The sequence below is a fragment of the Saccharothrix sabaoui genome (assembly GCF_051756985.1).
GTDB lineage: Bacteria > Actinomycetota > Actinomycetes > Mycobacteriales > Pseudonocardiaceae > Actinosynnema.
This window is the reverse complement of record NZ_JBPKJK010000012.1, coordinates 77,000-94,181: the sequence shown is the minus strand read 5'-3', so window position 1 is coordinate 94,181 and position 17,182 is coordinate 77,000. Positions and strand designations below refer to the sequence as shown.

Genomic DNA, 17,182 nt, shown 5'->3' with positions numbered 1-17,182 from the left:
CGGCAAGGACGTCGTCTTCTCCGGCCTCGGCCAGGTGGCCGGCGCGCAGCAGCCGCTGCCGCCCGGCGCGCGGGACGCGCTCGTCGAGCTGTGGCTGGGCGTGTGCCGCGAGTTCGGCGCGGCGAGCTGCACCCACGACCCGGACCCGGGGCCCGCGGGCGGGCCGATCGCGCGCACCGAGGTGCCGACCGTGGACATCGGGCACGTGGAGAACCGGGACGCCCTGGTGCACGTGCCCAGCTCGATGGTGTTCCGGGCGGGCGGCGACGAGCTGGCGCCCGGCGCGCAGGACGTGCTGCGGCAGGTGGCGGAGAAGTTCGACGGGCGCACCACGGCGCGGGTCGTCGTGCGCACGGCCACGTCGGCGTCGGCGGAGCAGGCGGTCGGCCTCACCCAGCGGCGGGCGCAGCGGGTGATGTCGGCGCTGACCGACCTCGGGGTGAGCCGGTCGGCGTTCGTCGAGGTCGTCGGCGCGGGCTTCGGCGCGCCGCTGGACGTCGACGTGGACGCGGCGGGCGACCTGATCCCGGGCGCGGCGGCGCGCAACCGGTCCGTGGTGGTGGAGCTGGTCCAGCCGCGCACCAGCAGCTGAGCGACCGCCGTCCGACGAGGTCGGCCCGGGGAGTTCGGGTCGGGGGAGGCCGGGCCGGGGAGTTCGGGTCGGGAGAGGTCGGGTCAGTCGAGCAGGGCCCAGGTGGCGGTGCACCGGACCGCCACCGTGATCCGCTGCGCCTCCAGCGCGAGCTGGTCGACCTGCGGCGGCACGCCGGGCGACCCGCCGTACCCGGCGGTCATCGCGCGCGACGACTCGGCGGCCCACTGCGCCTCGGCGTCGCCGTCGGCGAGCCGTTGCAGCGGGCCCAGCCGGGCGCCCAGCGCCCGCGCGTAGCCCTCGGCCCGCCGCCGCGCGTCCGCCACTGCCTCCCGCTGCGCCTCCGCGACGGCCTCGACGTCGTCCCTGAGCTGCCAGGTCGGCCCGCCGAGCCACGTCGGCTCCGCCGCGACCACGGCGGCCAGCAGGTCGTCGAGCCCGGCCACGTCGTCCACCCGGACCACGTAGTTCTGGCTCGCCCGGCTGCCGGAGCGGTGGGTGCCGTCCCAGTTGTCGTGCACGGCCAGCTGCCGCGAGCGCACCTCGACGCCCGGTCGCGCGAACGCGGGTTCGAGCGCGCCGACCCGCTCGGTCAGCCGGTCCACCGCCTCGGCGCGCGTCGAGCCGGTCGTCTCGAAGCTCACCTGCACCTCGGCCCGGTCGGCGGTCCGCTCGACCCGGCCGACGCCCTTCGTCACCACCTCAGCCACGACGGCCACGCTACCGGCGATGACGCTCCGCGCCCGTGCGGCTCCGTCACCGGGCACCGCGCGGGAGCGGGCCGCGCCGCCGGTGGTGCCGTCCGGTCCAACAGGTGTCGTCCAGGCGAATCGTCGGGAGCTACGCGGTTGCTGCCGAAGATTCGTCGGCGTGTGCGCCACCTCACCGTTGAATCGGGTGCATCGCGCGTGCCGATGAGGCATACTTGAGGCACACCACCGAGGAACGTTGAGAGGGATGAACCCCGTGAACTTCACTGCGAAGCTCCGCGCTCGTCGTGTCGAGGCTCGCAACCGCAAGGCCGTGGCCCGGGCGATCGACATGGCACCCACCCCGGCGATGCGCCACGAACTGATGGCGATCGCGCAGGCCCAGGTGACCTCGCTCCGCTGACGCGGCGCAGGACCTGCCGGATCGAGTGACGACCGCCCGACGACACGCGGGCGCGCGCCCCGTCGTCCACGTCCGGCCGGGGGGAAAGAATGAAGCCCTGCCGCACCTCCCGCGCGGCAGGGCTTCGTCATATTCACAACGTGACCTGCGTCACACCCTCTAGGGGGTGTAACAGTCCACGATCGTGTCTCGATGTCCCAGGTGACCCCGCGGTGCTGTCGGACCCCCGACCTGGCAGCACCGCGGGGTTTCCCACGTCCGGCTACGTGGTCGTCGCCGAACCGTTCCAGGTGTCCTTCGCCCTGCGGGCACGCCCCATGACCACTTCTTCCCCCTCGTCCTCGCCTCGTCCCCCGTGGACGACACCATCGTGCCGGCGGGGTCCGACAACATCCCGCGCGTTCGCCGGCAGCATGGCGCGATGACGCTCCCGCTCCTGGTCGTGGACGCGGCCAACGTCGTCGGCTCCGTCCCCGACGGCTGGTGGAAGGACCGGGCCGCCGCCGCCACCCGCCTTAGGGACGACCTGGTGGCCGTGGCCGAACGGGGCCTGCCCTCCCACCCCGGCCCGCTGGAGGTCGTCCTGGTGGTCGAGGGGCGGGCGAGGCACGTCGGCTCCACCCCCGGCGTCCGCGTGGTCCCCGCCACCGCCGACGGCGACGACAAGATCGTCGAGGTGGTCCGCGACGAGGGCGCCGGCCGCCCCGTCACCGTCGCCACCGCCGACCGCGCCCTGAGGCGGCGCGTGGAGGCCCTCGGCGCGACCGTCGTCGGCCCCCGCTCGGTCCGGGGGCACTGACCTCCCACATCGTGGACGCCGGAACAGGTGCGCCGTCCCGCGGTGTTGGATCGGGACGTGACGACCGCTCAACGCCGCCGCGCCCGCGTCCGCGCCCCCGAACTCGTCGGCCGGGGCTGGCTCAACACCGGTGGGCGCGACATCGCGCTCAAAGACCTCCGCGGCAAGGTCGTGCTGCTCGACTTCTGGTCCTTCTGCTGCATCAACTGCCTGCACGTGCTGGACGAGCTGCGCCCCCTCGAAGCCGAGTTCCACGACGTCCTGGTCACCATCGGCGTGCACTCGCCCAAGTTCGCGCACGAGGCCGAGGCCGCGTCCCTCGAAGCCGCCGTCGAGCGCTACCAGGTCGACCACCCCGTGCTGGACGACCCCGAGCTGACCACCTGGCAGAACTACGCGGTCAAGGCGTGGCCGACGCTCGTCCTGGTCGACCCCGAGGGCTACGTCGTGCACGTCGCCGCCGGCGAGGGCCACCTCGACGCGCTGCGCCAGGTCGTGTCCGAGGTCGTCGCCGAGCACGCGGCCAAGGGCACGCTGCACCGCGGCGACGGCCCGTACGTCGCGCCGCCGCCCGCCGCGACCGAGCTGCGCTTCCCCGCCAAGGCGGTCCTCACGCCGCGCGGCACGCTGCTGGTCAGCGACTCGGCCCACCACTCCCTCGTGGAGCTGGAGGCCGACGGCGAGACCGTCGTCCGCCGCGTCGGCACGGGTGAGCGCGGTCGCGCCGACGGCACGCGCCCCACGTTCTCCGAACCCGCCGGCATCGCGCTGCTGCCCGACCGCGTCGCCGCCGAGGTCGGCTACCACGCGGTCGTCGCCGACACGGTCAACCACCTGCTGCGCGGCCTGAACCTGGACACCGGCGAGGTCACCACGGTCGCGGGCACCGGCGAGCAGTGGCGCGACGGCGCGACCGACGGCCCGGCCGGCGAGGTCGACCTCACCAGCCCGTGGGACGTCGCCTGGTGGGAGCCGGCCGGCGGCGTGGCCGTCGCGATGGCGGGCAACCACACCCTCGGCCTGTTCAAGCCCTTGGAGAACCGGGTGGAGCGCCTGGCCGGCACCACCGTGGAGGGCCTGCACGACGGCCCGGCCGAGGAGGCGTTCTTCGCGCAGACCTCCGGCCTGGCCGCCGCCGGCGACCGGCTGTGGCTGGTCGACTCGGAGACCTCGGCGCTGCGCTGGCTCGACGCCGACCGCACCGTCCACACCGCCGTCGGCAAGGGCCTGTTCGACTTCGGCCACCGCGACGGCCCGGCCGACGAGGCGCTGTTCCAGCACCCGCTGGGCGTGACCGCGCTGCCGGACGGCGCGGTCGCCGTCGCCGACACCTACAACGGCGCGATCCGCCGCTACGACCCCGCCACCGGCGAGGTGTCCACCCTGGCCACCGACGTCGCCGAACCGTCCGACGCGGTCCTGGTCGACGGCGAGCTGGTCGTCGTGGCCTCCGCCGCGCACCGCCTCGAACGGCCCGTCGCGCCCGGCGTGCGGCTGGTCAGCGGCGACGCCCACCGGGTCAAGCGCCCGCCGTCGGTGATCGCGCCCGGCCCGGTCGAGCTGGCCGTCGTGTTCACCCCGCCGACCGGCCAGAAGCTCGACGACCGCTTCGGCCCGTCCACCCGCCTGGAGGTCACCAGCTCCCCGCCGGGGCTGATCGCCGAGGGCGCGGGCACGGGCACCGACCTGGTGCGCCGGCTGGTGGTCGCGGAGGGCTTCACCGAGGGCGTGCTGCACGTCGTCGCACAGGCCGCGAGCTGCACGGACGACCCCGCCGTCGAGCACCCGGTGTGCGAGCTGGCCCGCCAGGACTGGGGCGTGCCGGTGCGCGTCGAGGCGGGCGGGCCGGACAGGCTACCCCTGATGATGGGTGGCCTCGACGAGGGCATCTAGACTCCGCTGGTGGCCGATGTCAAGCTCGAGATCCAGATGCTGCACGACCGCGTGATGGTGCGGATCTCGCCGGAGGACGGCGAACGACGCAGCAGCGGTGGCATCGTGATCCCGGCGACCGCCCAGATGGCGAAGCGCCTGGCGTGGGGGGACGTGCTCGGGGTGGGCACGAACGTGCGGCACGTCAAGATCGGCGACCGGGTGCTGTTCAACCCCGAGGACCAGTTCGAGGTCGAGGTCCAGGGGAACACCTACCTGGTGATGCGGGAACGGGACGTGCACGCCACCGCCACCGAGCGGACCGACCACGGGACCGGTCTTTACCTGTGAACCGCCCGAACGTGATCATCACGTGACGGCGGTCGGGTAATCAGTCCCAGGAGCCTGAGGAAAGGCAAGAGGGGGAAGCGGTGCCGGAGAACGAGCGACCGGAGTACGACGCCGAGCGGACCAAGGCGATGGAGCCGGTCCGCCCGTCGGGCACCGCTTCCGAGCGCACCAAGCACATCCCGGCCTCGGCCGTCCAGGAGGCCGCGTGGCCCCAGGAGGAGCCGGACGCCGAGCCCGCCGACGCCTCGGCGACGGTGCGCAACATGACGCCGCCGAGGGGCGTGCCCGTGCCGCCGAAGGCCGTGCCGACCCCGCCGGGGGGCGTGCCGTCCGCCGACGTGACCCGCGCACTGTCCGGCGAGGTCACGCGCGACCTGAACGGCGAGCAGGCGCGGAACCCGAACGGCGAGCAGACCCGCGCGATCCCGGCGGAGCAGGCCCGCGTGACGCCGGCCGAGCAGACCCGGGCGATCCCGCTGGAGCAGGCCCGCGTGACGCCCGCCGAGCAGACGCGCGCGATCCCGACCGACCAGACCCGGGCGATCCCGGCGGAGCAGACGCGCGCGATGCCCGCGCCGCCGCCCCCGCCCGCCGAGCGGACCAGGGGCGCCCACACCCCGCCCGGCGGGTTCGACCGGCAGCCGTCGCCGTCGGAGCAGACCACCGTCTTCGCCACCCCGGTCACCGCGCCCGAGCCGACCGACTCCGGCGTGTACGGCCCGGTCATGGTCGACGAGCGCGCCGAGGCCGACGAGGCCGACGCCAAGCGCAAGCGCCTGCGCAAGACCGGCCTCATCGCCGCCGCCGCGATCGGCGTGCTGGTCGTCCTCTACGGGCTGGACATCTTCGTCTCCTCCGGCAACGTGCCGCGCGGCGTGACCGTGGCGGGCGTGGACGTCGGCGGCCTGAGCCACGCCGAGGCCGAGCAGAAGCTGCGCGGCGAGATCGGCCCCCGCCTGGCCGCGCCGGTGAAGGCCCGCGCCGGCGACGTGACGGCCGAGATCGACCCGGAGTCCGCCGGCCTGGAGCTGGACTGGGCGAAGACGCTCGACCAGGCGGGCAGCCAGCCGCTGTCCCCGATCACCCGCGTCACGTCGTTCTTCACCTCGCACGAGGTCGGCTTCGCCACCAAGAGCGACGACGCGAAGCTCGCCGCCGCGCTGGAGGGCCTGCGCCCCACCACCGACCACGACCCGGCCGAGGGCACGATCCGCTTCGAGGGCGCGAACCCGGTCGCGGTCGAGCCTCGGCAGGGGCAGAAGCTGGACGTGCCCGGCGCGTCCGGCGCGCTGCTCGCCTCCTGGGCCGACGGCGGCACGGTCGAGCTGCCGGTGGCCACCACCCCGGTGAAGACGACCAAGGAGGGCGTCGAGAAGGCGCTGAACGAGGTCGCCAAGCCCGCCGTGTCCGCGCCCGTGATCATCAAGGGCGAGGGCAAGGACGCGACGCTCACGCCCGAGCAGCTCGGCACCGTGCTGGTGTTCGAGCCCGCCGACGACGGCGGCCTGAACGCCAAGGTGGACAACAACAAGGTCGTCGAGCACGCCGGTCCCCAGCTCAAGGAGACCGAGAAGGAGGGCAAGGACGCCGAGATCGTGTTCGAGGGCGGCCGGCCCACCGTGAAGGAGTCGGTGGACGGCCTCGGCATCGACTGGGAGAAGTCCCTGGCCACCTTCATGGACGTGGTGAAGCGCGACAACGACCGCGCGATCAAGGCGGAGTACAAGCACACGCCCGCGAAGGTCACGACCGAGCAGGCGAACAAGATGGGCATCAAGGAGGTCATCGGCGAGTTCCAGACCGGTGGCTTCGCGGCCGACTCGGGCGTGAACATCCGCGTGGTGGCCGAGAAGGTCAACGGCGCGATCGTGAAGCCGGGCGAGACGTTCAGCCTCAACGGCTACACCGGTCCGCGCGGCACGGCGCAGGGCTACGTCGAGGCGGGCATCATCGAGAACGGCATCCCCGGCCGCGCGGTCGGCGGCGGCATCTCGCAGTTCGCCACGACCCTCTACAACGCGTACTACAACGCGGGCATGAAGGACGCGGGCCACAAGGAGCACAGCTACTGGATCACGCGCTACCCCAAGGGGCGCGAGGCCACCGTGTTCATGGACAACGCCGGCAACAGCCTGATCGACATCAAGTTCACCAACCCGGACGAGACGGGCGTGGCGATCCAGACGATCTGGACGCCGTCGACGATCAAGATCGTGCTGTGGGGCACCAAGAACTACGACGTGACCGGCTCCACCAGCGGGGACTTCAACCCGACCCCGCCGCAGGAGAAGAAGGTCACCACCAAGCCGTGCACGCCGAGCAACGGCTCGCCCGGCTTCTCGGTGACCGACACCCGCACGATCACCGACCGCCGCACCGGCCAGTCGCGCAGCGAGTCGCGGACCGTCCGGTACGACCCGCAGTTCAAGATCATCTGCGAGGGGTGACACCCGGGGCGACCTCGGGGTTTCGCCGGTAGCCACGATTGGGTAGTCACCCGGTCGTGGCTACCACTGCTTCAGAGGTGCGAAGACATCCCGCCGTGCAGGTCCTCGGACGCGCGGGGATGGTCTGCTACGGGGTCGTCCACGTCCTGTTGGCGGCGTTGACGGCGCAGGTGGTGCTCGGTGACTCCGGTGAGCGCACCGACCAGAAGGGCGCGGTGGCCCTCGTCGCGGAGACCGGCTTCGGGCCGTTCCTGCTGTGGGTGCTGGCGATCGGCCTGTTCGCCTTCGCGATCTGGCAGATCACCATGGCCGTCTCCGGGTACGGGTGGGAGACCGAGAAGCGCAAGCGGGTCTACCACCGGTTCGGTTCGGTGGGACGCGCCATCACCGCCGTCGCCATCGGCGTCGCGGCGGTCAACTACGCGACCGGCACGTCCCAGAGCAGCTCCACCGAGAAGTCCCAGGAGTGGACCGCGAAGTTCCTCGCGCTGCCGTTCGGGCAGGTCATCGTGGGCATCGCGGCGGTGGCGATCATCGTCCTGGGCGCGATGGTGGTCCGCAAGGGCGTGAAGAAGTCGTTCGAGCGCGACCTGGACATGTCCGAGCTGCCCGCGGGCAGCCGGAAGTGGGTCGAGCGCACCGGCCGCATCGGCTGGATCGGCAAGGGCATCGCCTACGCGCTGATCGGCGTCCTGGTCGGCCTGGCCGCGCTGAGCGCCGACCCGTCGCAGTCCGGCGGGCTGGACAAGGCGCTGCACTCGCTGGCCGCCCAGCCGTACGGCGTCTTCCTGCTCGCCGTCATCGCCCTGGGCTTCCTGGGGTTCGGCGTCTACTGCTTCGCCGCGGCCAAGGCCCACAAGGGCTGACCGCGTTCCGCGTCCCCGCGAGGGCGGCACCCACCCGGGTGCCGCCCTCGTCCCGTTCCGCCGCGTCTGGTTCACCACAACCGGGCGAGCCGCCCTTGCCGGGGTTACTGACAGGTAATACCCTGTTGTTACCGGTCAGTAGGGGACCGCCCCGACCAGCATGGAGTGGACGACGAGATGGGTCACTACAAGAGCAACGTCCGGGACCTCGAGTTCAACCTCTTCGAGGTCTTCAACGTGCAGGACCACCTCGGCACGGGGCCGTTCGAGCAGTCCGACGAGGACACCGCGCGCGGCGTGCTTGCCGAGCTCAACAACCTGGCGGTCGGCCCGCTGGCGGACTCCTTCGCCGACGCCGACCGCAACCCCCCGGTCTTCGACCCGAAGACGCACTCGGCGACGCTGCCCGAGTCCTTCAAGAAGTCGTTCAAGGCCGTGTGGGACGGCGAGTGGTACCGCCTGTCCCTGCCCGATGAGCTGGGCGGCTTCGGCATCCCGCCGTCGGTGCAGTGGGCGGCCTCCGAGCTGATCCTCGGCGCCAACCCCGCCATCTACATGTACCTGGCCGGCCCCAACTTCGCCTCCGTCGTGCACCGCAACGGCACCGAGGAGCAGAAGCGCTGGGCCGAGATCATGATCGAGCGCGGCTGGGGCGCCACCATGGTGCTGACCGAGCCCGACGCCGGCTCCGACGTGGGCGCGGGCCGCACCAAGGCCGTGCTCCAGGAGGACGGCACCTGGCACCTCGACGGCGTGAAGCGGTTCATCACGTCCGGCGACCAGGACATGACCGAGAACATCATGCACCTCGTGCTGGCGCGGCCCGAGGGCCCCGGCATCGAGCCCAGGCCCGGCACCAAGGGCCTGTCGCTGTTCCTCGTGCCCAAGTGGCACTTCGACTCGCGGACCGGCGAGTCGACCGGCGAGCGCAACGGCGCCTTCGTCACCAACGTCGAGCACAAGATGGGCCTCAAGGTCTCCACCACGTGCGAGCTGACGTTCGGCCAGCACGGCGTGCCCGCCCGGGGCTGGCTGCTCGGCGAGGTGCACGACGGCATCGCGCAGATGTTCCAGGTCATCGAGTACGCCCGCATGATGGTCGGCACCAAGGCCATCGGCACGCTGTCCACTGGCTACCTCAACGCCCTGGCCTACGCCAAGGAGCGCGTGCAGAGCGCCGACCTGACCCGCATGACGGACAAGACCGCGCCGCGCGTCACCATCACCAACCACCCCGACGTGCGCCGCAGCCTCATGCTCCAGAAGGCGTACGCCGAGGGCCTGCGCGCGGTGTACCTGTACACCGCGACCCAGCAGGACAAGATCGCCCTGGGCGGCGCCGACAAGGAGCTGGCCGAGAAGGTCAACGACCTGCTGCTGCCGATCGTCAAGGGCGTCGGCTCGGAGCGCGCCTACGAGCAGCTCGCGCAGTCGCTCCAGACGCTCGGCGGCTCCGGCTTCCTCCAGGAGTACCCGATCGAGCAGTACATCCGGGACTCGAAGATCGACTCGCTGTACGAGGGCACCACGGCCATCCAGTCGCTGGACTTCTTCTTCCGGAAGATCATCCGCGACAAGGGCCAGGCGCTGGGCTTCATCAACGGCGAGATCCAGGGGTTCCTCGACAACGAGGGCGGCAACGGCCGCCTGAAGGAGGAGCGCGCGCTGCTCAAGCAGGGCCTGGAGGACCTCCAGGGCATGCTCGGCGCGCTGGTCGGCTTCCTGACCGGCTCGCAGGAGGACGTGCGCAACCTCTACAAGGTCGGCCAGAACACCGTCCGCCTGCTGATGACCGCGGGCGACGTGCTCGTGGGCTGGCTGCTGCTGCGCCAGGCCGAGGTGGCGCTGGAGAAGCTGGGCGGCACCCCGTCGGCCCGCGACAAGGCGTTCTACGAGGGCAAGGTCGCCGTGGCGTCGTTCTTCGCGAAGAACGTGCTGCCCGAGCTGACCGCGCGCCGCAAGATCGCCGAGGCGACCGACAACTCGCTGATGGACGTGGACGAGGCGTCGTTCTGACCTGAACCACACGAGCAGGGGTCCCCTCCGCGGGGGCCCCTGTTCCCGTTCCAGCCCCTTTCGGGGCCCTCCTGGCCCCGGGACCCCGTCCGGACCCCTGACCCCCTCCGGACCCTCAGCCGACCGCGTTGCTGCTCGTGCCGCTCGTCAGCAGCCCCGCCTGGTAGGCCAGGGACACGGCGTGGGTGCGGTCGCGGGCGCGCAGCTTGCGAAGGATGTTCTTCACGTGCGTGCGCACGGTCTCCACGGACACGTACAGCTCGCCCGCGACCGCCTGGTTCTCCAGGCCGTCCGCGATGAGCTGGAGCACCTCGTACTCCCGGCGCGACAGGGCCCGGCGCGACCCGGCCTCGGCGGTCGGCGTGAAGCCCGCCGCCAGCGGGGCGAGGGTCGGGTCCAGGTAGACGCGATCGGTGTGGGCGCGCACGATCGCGTGCAGCACCTCGCCGATCTCGCCCGCCCTGGGCACGAGGCCGCGCACGCCCGCGGACAGGGCGGACCGCACGTACTTCGCCGTCCGGTGCGGCTCGCGCACCAGCGAGACGACCACGAGCTCCGGGTCGTTGGCCGCCAGCAGGGTCGCCAGGTGCCCCTGCGGGTCGAGGACCGAGTCGATCAGCAGCACGTCGGGCCGCAGCCGCTCGTGCAGCCGCACGACGGCCTGCGGGTGGCCGGTCGCGCCGAGCCACTGGAGGCCGGGCGTGCGCCGGACCACCGCCGCCACCCCTTCGCGGTAGAGCGGCACGGGGTCGACCAGGGCGATCCCCGGTCCCGCGGCACGCCGATCACCGCCCGTCACGGGCGGACGTGCGTTGACACCGGTTCGCATGCCCATGCGACACCTTCGCGCGCCGCGCATGACGCGGTTTCCGTGAAAAAACTTTGCGTCCGATCCGGTCACGTATATGAACAAGAGTCACGAATGTGACTCAATGACCTCCCGCGACCTTCCGCACGGGGCAACACCCTCGTAAGACGTACGTCACACACCCATGTGGGGCGTCGCGCACCGCCGCCCGCAGTTCCGCGCTGCCACCCCGTGGGCCGAGCACTCGTGGAGGTCTCATGGGCACCCTCGACTGGGTCGTCGTCGGTGGGTACTTCTTCGTGATGGTGGCCATCGGCTACTGGTCACGTGGCCGGATCAAGAACATCGCGGACTTCTTCACCGCGGGCGGACGGATGCCGTGGTGGCTCTCCGGCATCTCGCACCACATGTCCGGTTACAGCGCGGTCATGTTCGTGGCCTTCGCGGCCGAGGCGTACCGCCTCGGGCTCACCGTCTACATCTGGTGGGCGCTCACGATCGGCCTGGGCGTCGGGATCGGCGCGTTCCTCTGGGCCGGCGCCTGGAACCGGCTGCGCTCCAAGCACGGCGTGAAATCGCCGCTGGAGTACCTGGCCCGCCGCTACAACGTGCCGACGCAGCAGGTCATGGCGTGGGCCGGCGCGGCGCTGAAGGTCGTCGACATCGCCGCCAAGTGGGTCGCGGTGGCGCTGCTGCTCCAGGGCTTCGCGGGCGTGCCGATCTGGCTCGGCATCGCGCTGGTCGGCGCGGTCACGATGGTCTACTCGGTGCTGGGCGGCCTGTGGGCCGACGCGCTCACCGACTTCGGCCAGTTCATCATCCAGGGCCTCGCGGGCATCGCCATGTTCATCGCGGTCGCGTCGCACTTCGGCGGCATCAGCTTCATGTGGGAGATCTGGGACGAGCTGCCCGAGTCGCACTCCGACCCGCTGTCGGGCCAGTACACGCTGATCTTCTTCATGGCGCTGTTCCTGATCAAGACGCTGGAGTACAACGGCGGCATGTGGAACCTGGCGCAGCGCTACATGGCCGCGCCGACGGGGGCCGCCGCCAAGCGCTCCGCGCTGCTGTCCAGCGCCCTGTGGCTGGTCTGGCCGCTCATCCTGTTCTTCCCGATGTGGGCGGCGCCGCTGATCGTGCCCGGCATGGAGGCCAACGCCGAGCAGGCGTACGTGGAGATGGGCAAGGAGATGCTCCCCGCGGGCATGGTCGGCCTGGTCCTGGCGGGCTTCTTCTCGCACACCATGGCGATGGTGTCCTCGGACGCCAACGTGATCTCGGCCGTCATCACCCGGGACATCCTGCCCCGGCTGTGGAAGGGCGCGGCCAGGCTCGGTGAGGCGGCCCAGCTCCAGCTGGCCCGGGTCACCACGTTCCTGTTCATCGGGCTGAGCATGACGATCGCGCTCACCGCCGACACCAAGGGCTTCGTGCTGAAGGTGGTGATCGCCCTGGTGGCGGCCACGATGGGCCCGATCGCGATCCCGCTGATGCTCGGCCTGCTGCCGTGGTTCAAGAAGGTCGGCCCGACCGCCGCGATGAGCTCGACCATCGGCGGCCTGGGGACGTGGGCCGTGCTGTACGTGCTCCAGCTGAACAAGGTCGAGTTCGTCACGCAGGCGGTGATCGTGTCCTGGCCGCTGCTCGTGTCGCTGGTGCTGTACCTCGTCATCGGCCTGGTGATCAAGCCGGAGCCGTCGGAGGACCGGGCGGCGCTCGTCGACTCGCTGCAGTCCGACTCGGACGACGAGCGGGAGACCGTCCGCACCTGACCGGGCCGGCACCCGACCGGGGTGTCGTCCGACCGGGCGTCGTCCGGCCGGACCGCCCCCCCGACCGGGGTGTCGTCCGACCGGGTCCGCAGTTCCGCAGTGAGTACCGCCCCCCGCGGTGCGGGTGCCGCCGCGCACCCGCACAGTGGGGGGATGGGTGCCTGGCAGCCGCGGGACGAGGCCGAGTCGCACGCCGGGTGGCGGCTGTGGATGGCGTTGAACACGCGCGTCTGGCCGTCGCCGGAGTGGGACGGCACGCCGGCGGCGGCCGTGCGGGACCTCGCCGACCTGATCGCCGCGTGCGCCGACATCCGCGCCGGCTACCCGGGCGACCCGCGGGCGGCCGTGCTCCGGCTCCTCGACTCCGTGGTGTTCGTGGTGAGCCTGCCCGTGGACCTGTGGCGCGACGACCACGTCCCGGTCGACGCGGACCGGGCGGCCCTGCTGCACAGCGACCTGGCCGGCGTGGCCGAGCACGCCGCGTCGGTGCGGGCGCTGCTCGCGCTCGGCGGCGGGTGGGCCGAACTGGACGCCAGGTGAGCGGACCCGTCCGGCCGAGGTAGTATGGGCACTAATGATTAGTGCACAAAACGTAGAGGACCCGCTGGACCTGGAGCGCCAGGTCTGCTTCGCGCTGTCCATCGCGTCGCGCAACGTGGTCGCGCTCTACCGCCCGCTGCTCGACCCGATGAACCTGACCCACCCGCAGTACCTGGTGATGCTCGCCCTGTGGGGGCGGGCTCCCCTGTCCGTGAAGGAGCTGAGCAGGATGCTGGCGCTCGAACCCGCCACGCTGTCCCCGCTGCTCAAGCGGCTGGAGGCGATCGGCTACGTGACCCGGTCGCGGGACGCCGCCGACGAGCGGCTGCTGGCCGTGGCGCTGACCCCGGAGGGCGCGGCGCTGCGCGAGCGGGCACTGGAGATCCCGCCCGCGATCGTGGCGAAGCTCGGCATGTCCCTCGACGAGCTGCGCGACCTGCACGGCGTGCTGACGCGCGTCATCGGCGCGTCGGGGCGCCGGTGAAGCCCCCGTGGTACCTGGCCGCCTGGTACCTGGTCGGCGGCCGGCTGCCCCAGCGGTACCGCGAGTGGGTGTTCCACCAGGCGACCAAGCCGACGTGGCTGCTGTGGTTCGGCGTGCGGATGTTCCTCCAGGTCCTGCCGCTCACCATCCTGATCACCCTCGCCCTGGTCCTCGGCCTGGGCTCCCCGCTGCCGCTGGCCGTCGCGTGCGGGTCGCTCGGCCTGATCGTGGGCGTCTACTTCGGCGTGTCGTACGCCATCGAGAGCACCGACCACCGGCTGACGAAGTACGGCTACCCGCGCGGCGCGGCGGCCGGGGTGCGGCGGGCGCGGGCCGAACGCGACCAGGAGCGGTACCGGGCGGTGTGGCGGTCCACCGAAAACGGTTCCTGACCCGCCCCCGACCCGCGCTAGCGTGCCCGTCGTGGAAGCGGTGGCGCGGGCGTTCGACCTCGGCGAGGTGCTCGACCACGTCCCGGTGACCGGCGGCGCGTCGCACCTGGTGTGGCGGCTGCGCACGTCCCGCGGCACGTGGGCCGCCAAGCGCCTGAACCGCTCCCGCGAGTCCTGGTGGACCGACGCCTACCGCGTGTCCGCCGCCGTCCAGCGCGACGCCCTGGACCGCGGCCTGCCCATGCCGCGCCCCGTCCGGCCGCTCGTCGAGGCCGAACCGCTGCTCGCCGACGTCGACGGGCACAGCTGGCTGGTCCACGAGTGGCACGACCCGGTGCCGCCGTCACCCGTGCTCCCCTGGGTGGGCGCGACGCTGGCCGCCCTGCACGCGCTGCCAGCCGGCGGGACGCCCGGGTGGCGACCGCACCCGGTCGACGAGTGGCTGACCTGGCTCGACGAGTCCCCCGGCCCGCTCACCGACGCCGTCCGCGGCCACCTGCCCGACATCGCCGAGGCCGTCGCGCTGATCGGCTCGCACGACCCGGCCGACCTCACCCCGGTCCGCACGCACGGCGACGTGAAGCCGGACAACGTCCTGCACACCGCCGCCGGCCCCCTCCTGGTCGACTGGGACGGCGCGGGCGAGGACCACGCGGAGTGGGAGCTGACCCGGTCGGCGCTGGCGTTCGCCGGCCTGACCGACCGCGCCGCCTTCACCACCGTCGTCGAGGCGTACGAGTCGGCGGGCGGCAGGCGTCCCCCGGCGACCACCGCGTCGTTCGCCGGTCACCTCGGGACCTGCCTGGGCGGCGCCGCGTGGATGCTGTGGCGGGCCCTCGGCCACCGCCCCGTGACCCCCGCCGAACGCGCCGCGGCCGGACCGCACGCCCTCCGCCTGCTGGCGGACCTGCGCACGTCCCTGGCGTCCCTGCCGGAGTGGACGACCTGGCTGCGCTAACCGCGCGGCACGACCACCACCTGGTGCTCGTCCTCGTAGACGACCCGACCGGGATCGGCGGACTCGACCCGCTCCCACCCGATCCCGTGCGCGGTCAGGATCTCCAGGTACCCGTCGACCCGCGCCACCAGGTGCCGGGCCGCGTCGACCTTGAACCAGGCCACCGCGCCGGGGTTGACGTCCCGGTCGTACACGGTCGGGTCGACGTGCGACGGCGTCGTGTAGGCCCCGTCGAACCACTCGTTGTTGACCCGCCTGAACAACTCCTGCTCGGCGGTCAGCACCCCGTCCCGCGCCAGGCGGTTGACCAGCATGAAGACACCGGGGAAGAAGCCGCGCTCATGGCGCCGCGTTCCCTGGAAGCGCACGTAGGGAGCCGTCGTCACGGGGTAGACCCTGCACACGGCGAAGGCCCGGGTCAACGACCCGGGCCTTCGACTCACTGAGCGGGTGACGGGAATCGAACCCGCCTCTACAGCTTGGGAAGCTGTCGTTCTACCAATGAACTACACCCGCCTGCCGTGCGTGCTCGATCATACACGGACACCCCCGGCGGGTCGTACCGCCTCTCCCCCCACCTAGGCTGTGCCCGTGCTGTTGAGCGACCGCGACCTGCGCAAGGAAGTCGACTCCGGACGTCTCGTCCTGGAGCCGTTCGACGACGTCATGGTGCAGCCGTCCAGCATCGACGTCCGACTGGACCGGTTCTTCCGCGTCTTCAACAACACGCGGTACACGCACATCGACCCCTCGGTGCAGCAGGACGACCTGACCTCGCTCGTCGAGCCCGTCGACGACGAGCCGTTCGTGCTGCACCCCGGCGAGTTCGTGCTCGGCTCCACGTTCGAGCTGGTCACCCTGCCCGACGACCTGGCCGGCCGGTTGGAGGGCAAGTCGTCCCTCGGCCGCCTGGGCCTGCTGACGCACTCCACGGCGGGGTTCATCGACCCCGGCTTCTCCGGCCACATCACGCTGGAGCTGTCGAACGTCGCCAACCTGCCGATCACGCTGTGGCCGGGCATGAAGATCGGCCAGCTGTGCCTGTTCCGGCTCAGCAGCTCGGCCGAGTTCCCGTACGGCTCGCAGCAGGCCGGGTCGCGCTACCAGGGGCAGCGCGGACCGACGCCGTCGCGCGCCTACCTGAACTTCCACCGCTCGTCGACGGAGCGCTAGAGCCGCAGGTCGCCGTACCTGGCCAGCACGCGCGCCCGCAGGTCGGGGTCGGTGCGCGGCACGGGTTCGAGGAACACCTCGTCCAGCTCGGGGTGCAGCTCGCGCAGCGAGGCGTCGATGCGCACGCACGCCCGCTCCAGCTCGGCGGCGGTCAGGGAGTCGTCGAAGTCCAGCCGCGCGCACAGCAGCACGCGGTCCGTGCCGACGGCCATCGTGAGCAGGTCCACGACCTGCTCGACCTCGGGCACGTCGCGCAGGTACGCCCACGCCGCGCGCACCAGGTGCGGGTCGGCCTGCCGCCCGATGAGCAGGCCGCGGTTGGTGGAGGCGAGGGTGTAGGCGACCACCGCGAGCAGCGCGCCGATCAGCAGCGACGCCACGCCGTCCCACACCGACGACCCGGTGAGGTGGTGCAGGCCGATCCCGCCGAACGCGAGCAGCAGGCCGACCAGGGCCGCCGAGTCCTCCAGGAACACCGTCTTCACGGTCGGGTCGTCCGACACCCGCAGGAACGCCCACACCGTGCGCCCCTCCTCGCGGGACTGCCGCCGCACCTGCCGCACGGCCTGCGCCCACGACACGGACTCCAGCGCGAACGCGATGGCCAGCACCACGTACCCGACGACCGGGCTGCCCTGCTCCTCCGGCGCGCCGAACACGGTCCGGAACCCCTCGTAGAACGCGAACACCGCGCCCGACACGAAGATCGACACGGCGGCGAGCAGCGACCAGAAGTACCGCTCCTTGCCGTACCCGAACGGGTGCCTGCGGTCGGCCGGGCGCTCGGAGCGGCGCAGCGCGGTGAGCAGCAGGGCCTCGGTGAACGTGTCGGCCACCGAGTGCGCGGCCTCCGACATCATCGCCGCCGAGCCGGTGATCACGCCGGCCACGGCCTTCATGATCGCGATGGCCAGGTTCACCGCCAGGGCGAGCAGCACGGTGAGCGTGCTCTCCCCGCCGCCGGTCTTGGGTGAGGACTCCTCGGGCATGCCACGACGC

General features: G+C 72.2%; 18 protein-coding genes and 1 tRNA gene. 14 read left to right on the top strand and 5 right to left on the bottom strand.

The window, feature by feature from the left end; genetic code table 11:
- On the top strand, nucleotides 1–592 hold a 592-nt coding region (locus tag ACR807_RS06200; RefSeq protein ID WP_438920229.1), incomplete at its 5' end, for an OmpA family protein.
- A gap of 83 nt (nucleotides 593–675) precedes the next feature.
- Here the strand turns inward: ACR807_RS06200 and ACR807_RS06195 are convergent.
- Entirely contained in the window at nucleotides 676–1,302 is a 627-nt protein-coding gene (locus ACR807_RS06195; RefSeq protein ID WP_438920228.1) for an SIMPL domain-containing protein, read from the bottom strand.
- A 256-nt stretch (nucleotides 1,303–1,558) separates the two neighbouring features.
- On the opposite strand from ACR807_RS06195, the gene ACR807_RS06190 reads away from it, so the two are divergent.
- The 7 genes from ACR807_RS06190 (at nucleotide 1,559) to ACR807_RS06160 (ending at nucleotide 10,056) form a co-directional block, all read left to right on the top strand.
- A complete protein-coding gene (locus ACR807_RS06190; protein WP_233816239.1) occupies nucleotides 1,559–1,705 on the top strand; it encodes a hypothetical protein in 147 nt (48 codons plus the stop codon).
- A 421-nt stretch (nucleotides 1,706–2,126) separates the two neighbouring features.
- Nucleotides 2,127–2,504: an NYN domain-containing protein gene (locus tag ACR807_RS06185; RefSeq protein WP_438920227.1), complete on the top strand. Its 378-nt coding sequence runs from the start codon at nucleotides 2,127–2,129 to the stop codon at nucleotides 2,502–2,504.
- 57 nt (nucleotides 2,505–2,561) lie between these two features.
- On the top strand, nucleotides 2,562–4,397 hold the full coding sequence (locus ACR807_RS06180) for an NHL domain-containing thioredoxin family protein (RefSeq protein WP_438920226.1): 1,836 nt from the start codon (nucleotides 2,562–2,564) through the stop codon (nucleotides 4,395–4,397).
- Nucleotides 4,398–4,433: 36 nt separating this feature from the next.
- Nucleotides 4,434–4,727: a GroES family chaperonin gene (locus ACR807_RS06175; protein WP_438920236.1), complete on the top strand. Its 294-nt coding sequence runs from the start codon at nucleotides 4,434–4,436 to the stop codon at nucleotides 4,725–4,727.
- A gap of 725 nt (nucleotides 4,728–5,452) precedes the next feature.
- Nucleotides 5,453–7,174, top strand: coding sequence for a VanW family protein (locus ACR807_RS06170; protein ID WP_438920235.1), 1,722 nt, complete (start codon nucleotides 5,453–5,455; stop codon nucleotides 7,172–7,174).
- A 77-nt stretch (nucleotides 7,175–7,251) separates the two neighbouring features.
- A complete protein-coding gene (locus tag ACR807_RS06165; RefSeq protein WP_438920225.1) occupies nucleotides 7,252–8,040 on the top strand; it encodes a DUF1206 domain-containing protein in 789 nt (262 codons plus the stop codon).
- 177 nt (nucleotides 8,041–8,217) lie between these two features.
- Nucleotides 8,218–10,056 (top strand): acyl-CoA dehydrogenase, encoded by a 1,839-nt coding sequence (locus ACR807_RS06160; protein WP_438920224.1) that lies wholly within the window; start codon nucleotides 8,218–8,220, stop codon nucleotides 10,054–10,056.
- A 115-nt stretch (nucleotides 10,057–10,171) separates the two neighbouring features.
- Here the strand turns inward: ACR807_RS06160 and ACR807_RS06155 are convergent, their stop codons facing one another.
- Nucleotides 10,172–10,801 carry a response regulator transcription factor gene (locus ACR807_RS06155; protein ID WP_438920234.1) on the bottom strand — a complete coding sequence of 210 codons (630 nt, stop codon included), beginning with the start codon at nucleotides 10,799–10,801 and terminating at the stop codon, nucleotides 10,172–10,174.
- Between the two features lie 320 nt (nucleotides 10,802–11,121).
- Here ACR807_RS06155 and ACR807_RS06150 point away from each other — a divergent pair, with 320 nt between their 5' ends.
- The 5 genes from ACR807_RS06150 to ACR807_RS06130 all read left to right on the top strand — a co-directional run bounded on the left by ACR807_RS06150 (nucleotide 11,122) and on the right by ACR807_RS06130 (nucleotide 15,010).
- Nucleotides 11,122–12,636: a sodium:solute symporter family protein gene (locus tag ACR807_RS06150; RefSeq protein WP_438920223.1), complete on the top strand. Its 1,515-nt coding sequence runs from the start codon at nucleotides 11,122–11,124 to the stop codon at nucleotides 12,634–12,636.
- 153 nt (nucleotides 12,637–12,789) lie between these two features.
- Complete coding sequence (locus ACR807_RS06145; protein ID WP_438920222.1) at nucleotides 12,790–13,176, top strand: hypothetical protein; 387 nt, start codon at nucleotides 12,790–12,792, stop codon at nucleotides 13,174–13,176.
- A gap of 34 nt (nucleotides 13,177–13,210) precedes the next feature.
- Nucleotides 13,211–13,660 carry a MarR family winged helix-turn-helix transcriptional regulator gene (locus tag ACR807_RS06140; protein ID WP_438920221.1) on the top strand — a complete coding sequence of 150 codons (450 nt, stop codon included), beginning with the start codon at nucleotides 13,211–13,213 and terminating at the stop codon, nucleotides 13,658–13,660.
- The gene (locus ACR807_RS06135) at nucleotides 13,657–14,052 is read left to right on the top strand and encodes a DUF5313 family protein (RefSeq protein WP_438920220.1); all 396 of its coding nucleotides are present in this window, start codon (nucleotides 13,657–13,659) and stop codon (nucleotides 14,050–14,052) included. Before ACR807_RS06140 ends, ACR807_RS06135 begins: the two co-directional genes overlap by 4 nt.
- A 31-nt stretch (nucleotides 14,053–14,083) precedes the next feature.
- The gene (locus ACR807_RS06130; protein ID WP_438920219.1) at nucleotides 14,084–15,010 is read left to right on the top strand and encodes a phosphotransferase family protein; all 927 of its coding nucleotides are present in this window, start codon (nucleotides 14,084–14,086) and stop codon (nucleotides 15,008–15,010) included.
- On the opposite strand, the gene ACR807_RS06125 is transcribed toward ACR807_RS06130, so the two are convergent.
- Nucleotides 15,007–15,396: a hypothetical protein gene (locus ACR807_RS06125; protein ID WP_438920218.1), complete on the bottom strand. Its 390-nt coding sequence runs from the start codon at nucleotides 15,394–15,396 to the stop codon at nucleotides 15,007–15,009. The two genes, ACR807_RS06130 and ACR807_RS06125, sit on opposite strands and share 4 nt — an antisense overlap.
- A gap of 59 nt (nucleotides 15,397–15,455) precedes the next feature.
- Nucleotides 15,456–15,526, bottom strand: a tRNA-Gly gene (locus ACR807_RS06120).
- 75 nt (nucleotides 15,527–15,601) lie between these two features.
- Here ACR807_RS06120 and dcd point away from each other — a divergent pair.
- Nucleotides 15,602–16,183: a dCTP deaminase gene (gene dcd / locus ACR807_RS06115; protein ID WP_438920217.1), complete on the top strand. Its 582-nt coding sequence runs from the start codon at nucleotides 15,602–15,604 to the stop codon at nucleotides 16,181–16,183.
- On the opposite strand, the gene ACR807_RS06110 is transcribed toward dcd, so the two are convergent.
- On the bottom strand, nucleotides 16,180–17,172 hold the full coding sequence (locus ACR807_RS06110) for a cation diffusion facilitator family transporter (protein WP_438920216.1): 993 nt from the start codon (nucleotides 17,170–17,172) through the stop codon (nucleotides 16,180–16,182). The two genes, dcd and ACR807_RS06110, sit on opposite strands and share 4 nt — an antisense overlap.
- Nucleotides 17,173–17,182 lie beyond the last annotated feature (10 nt).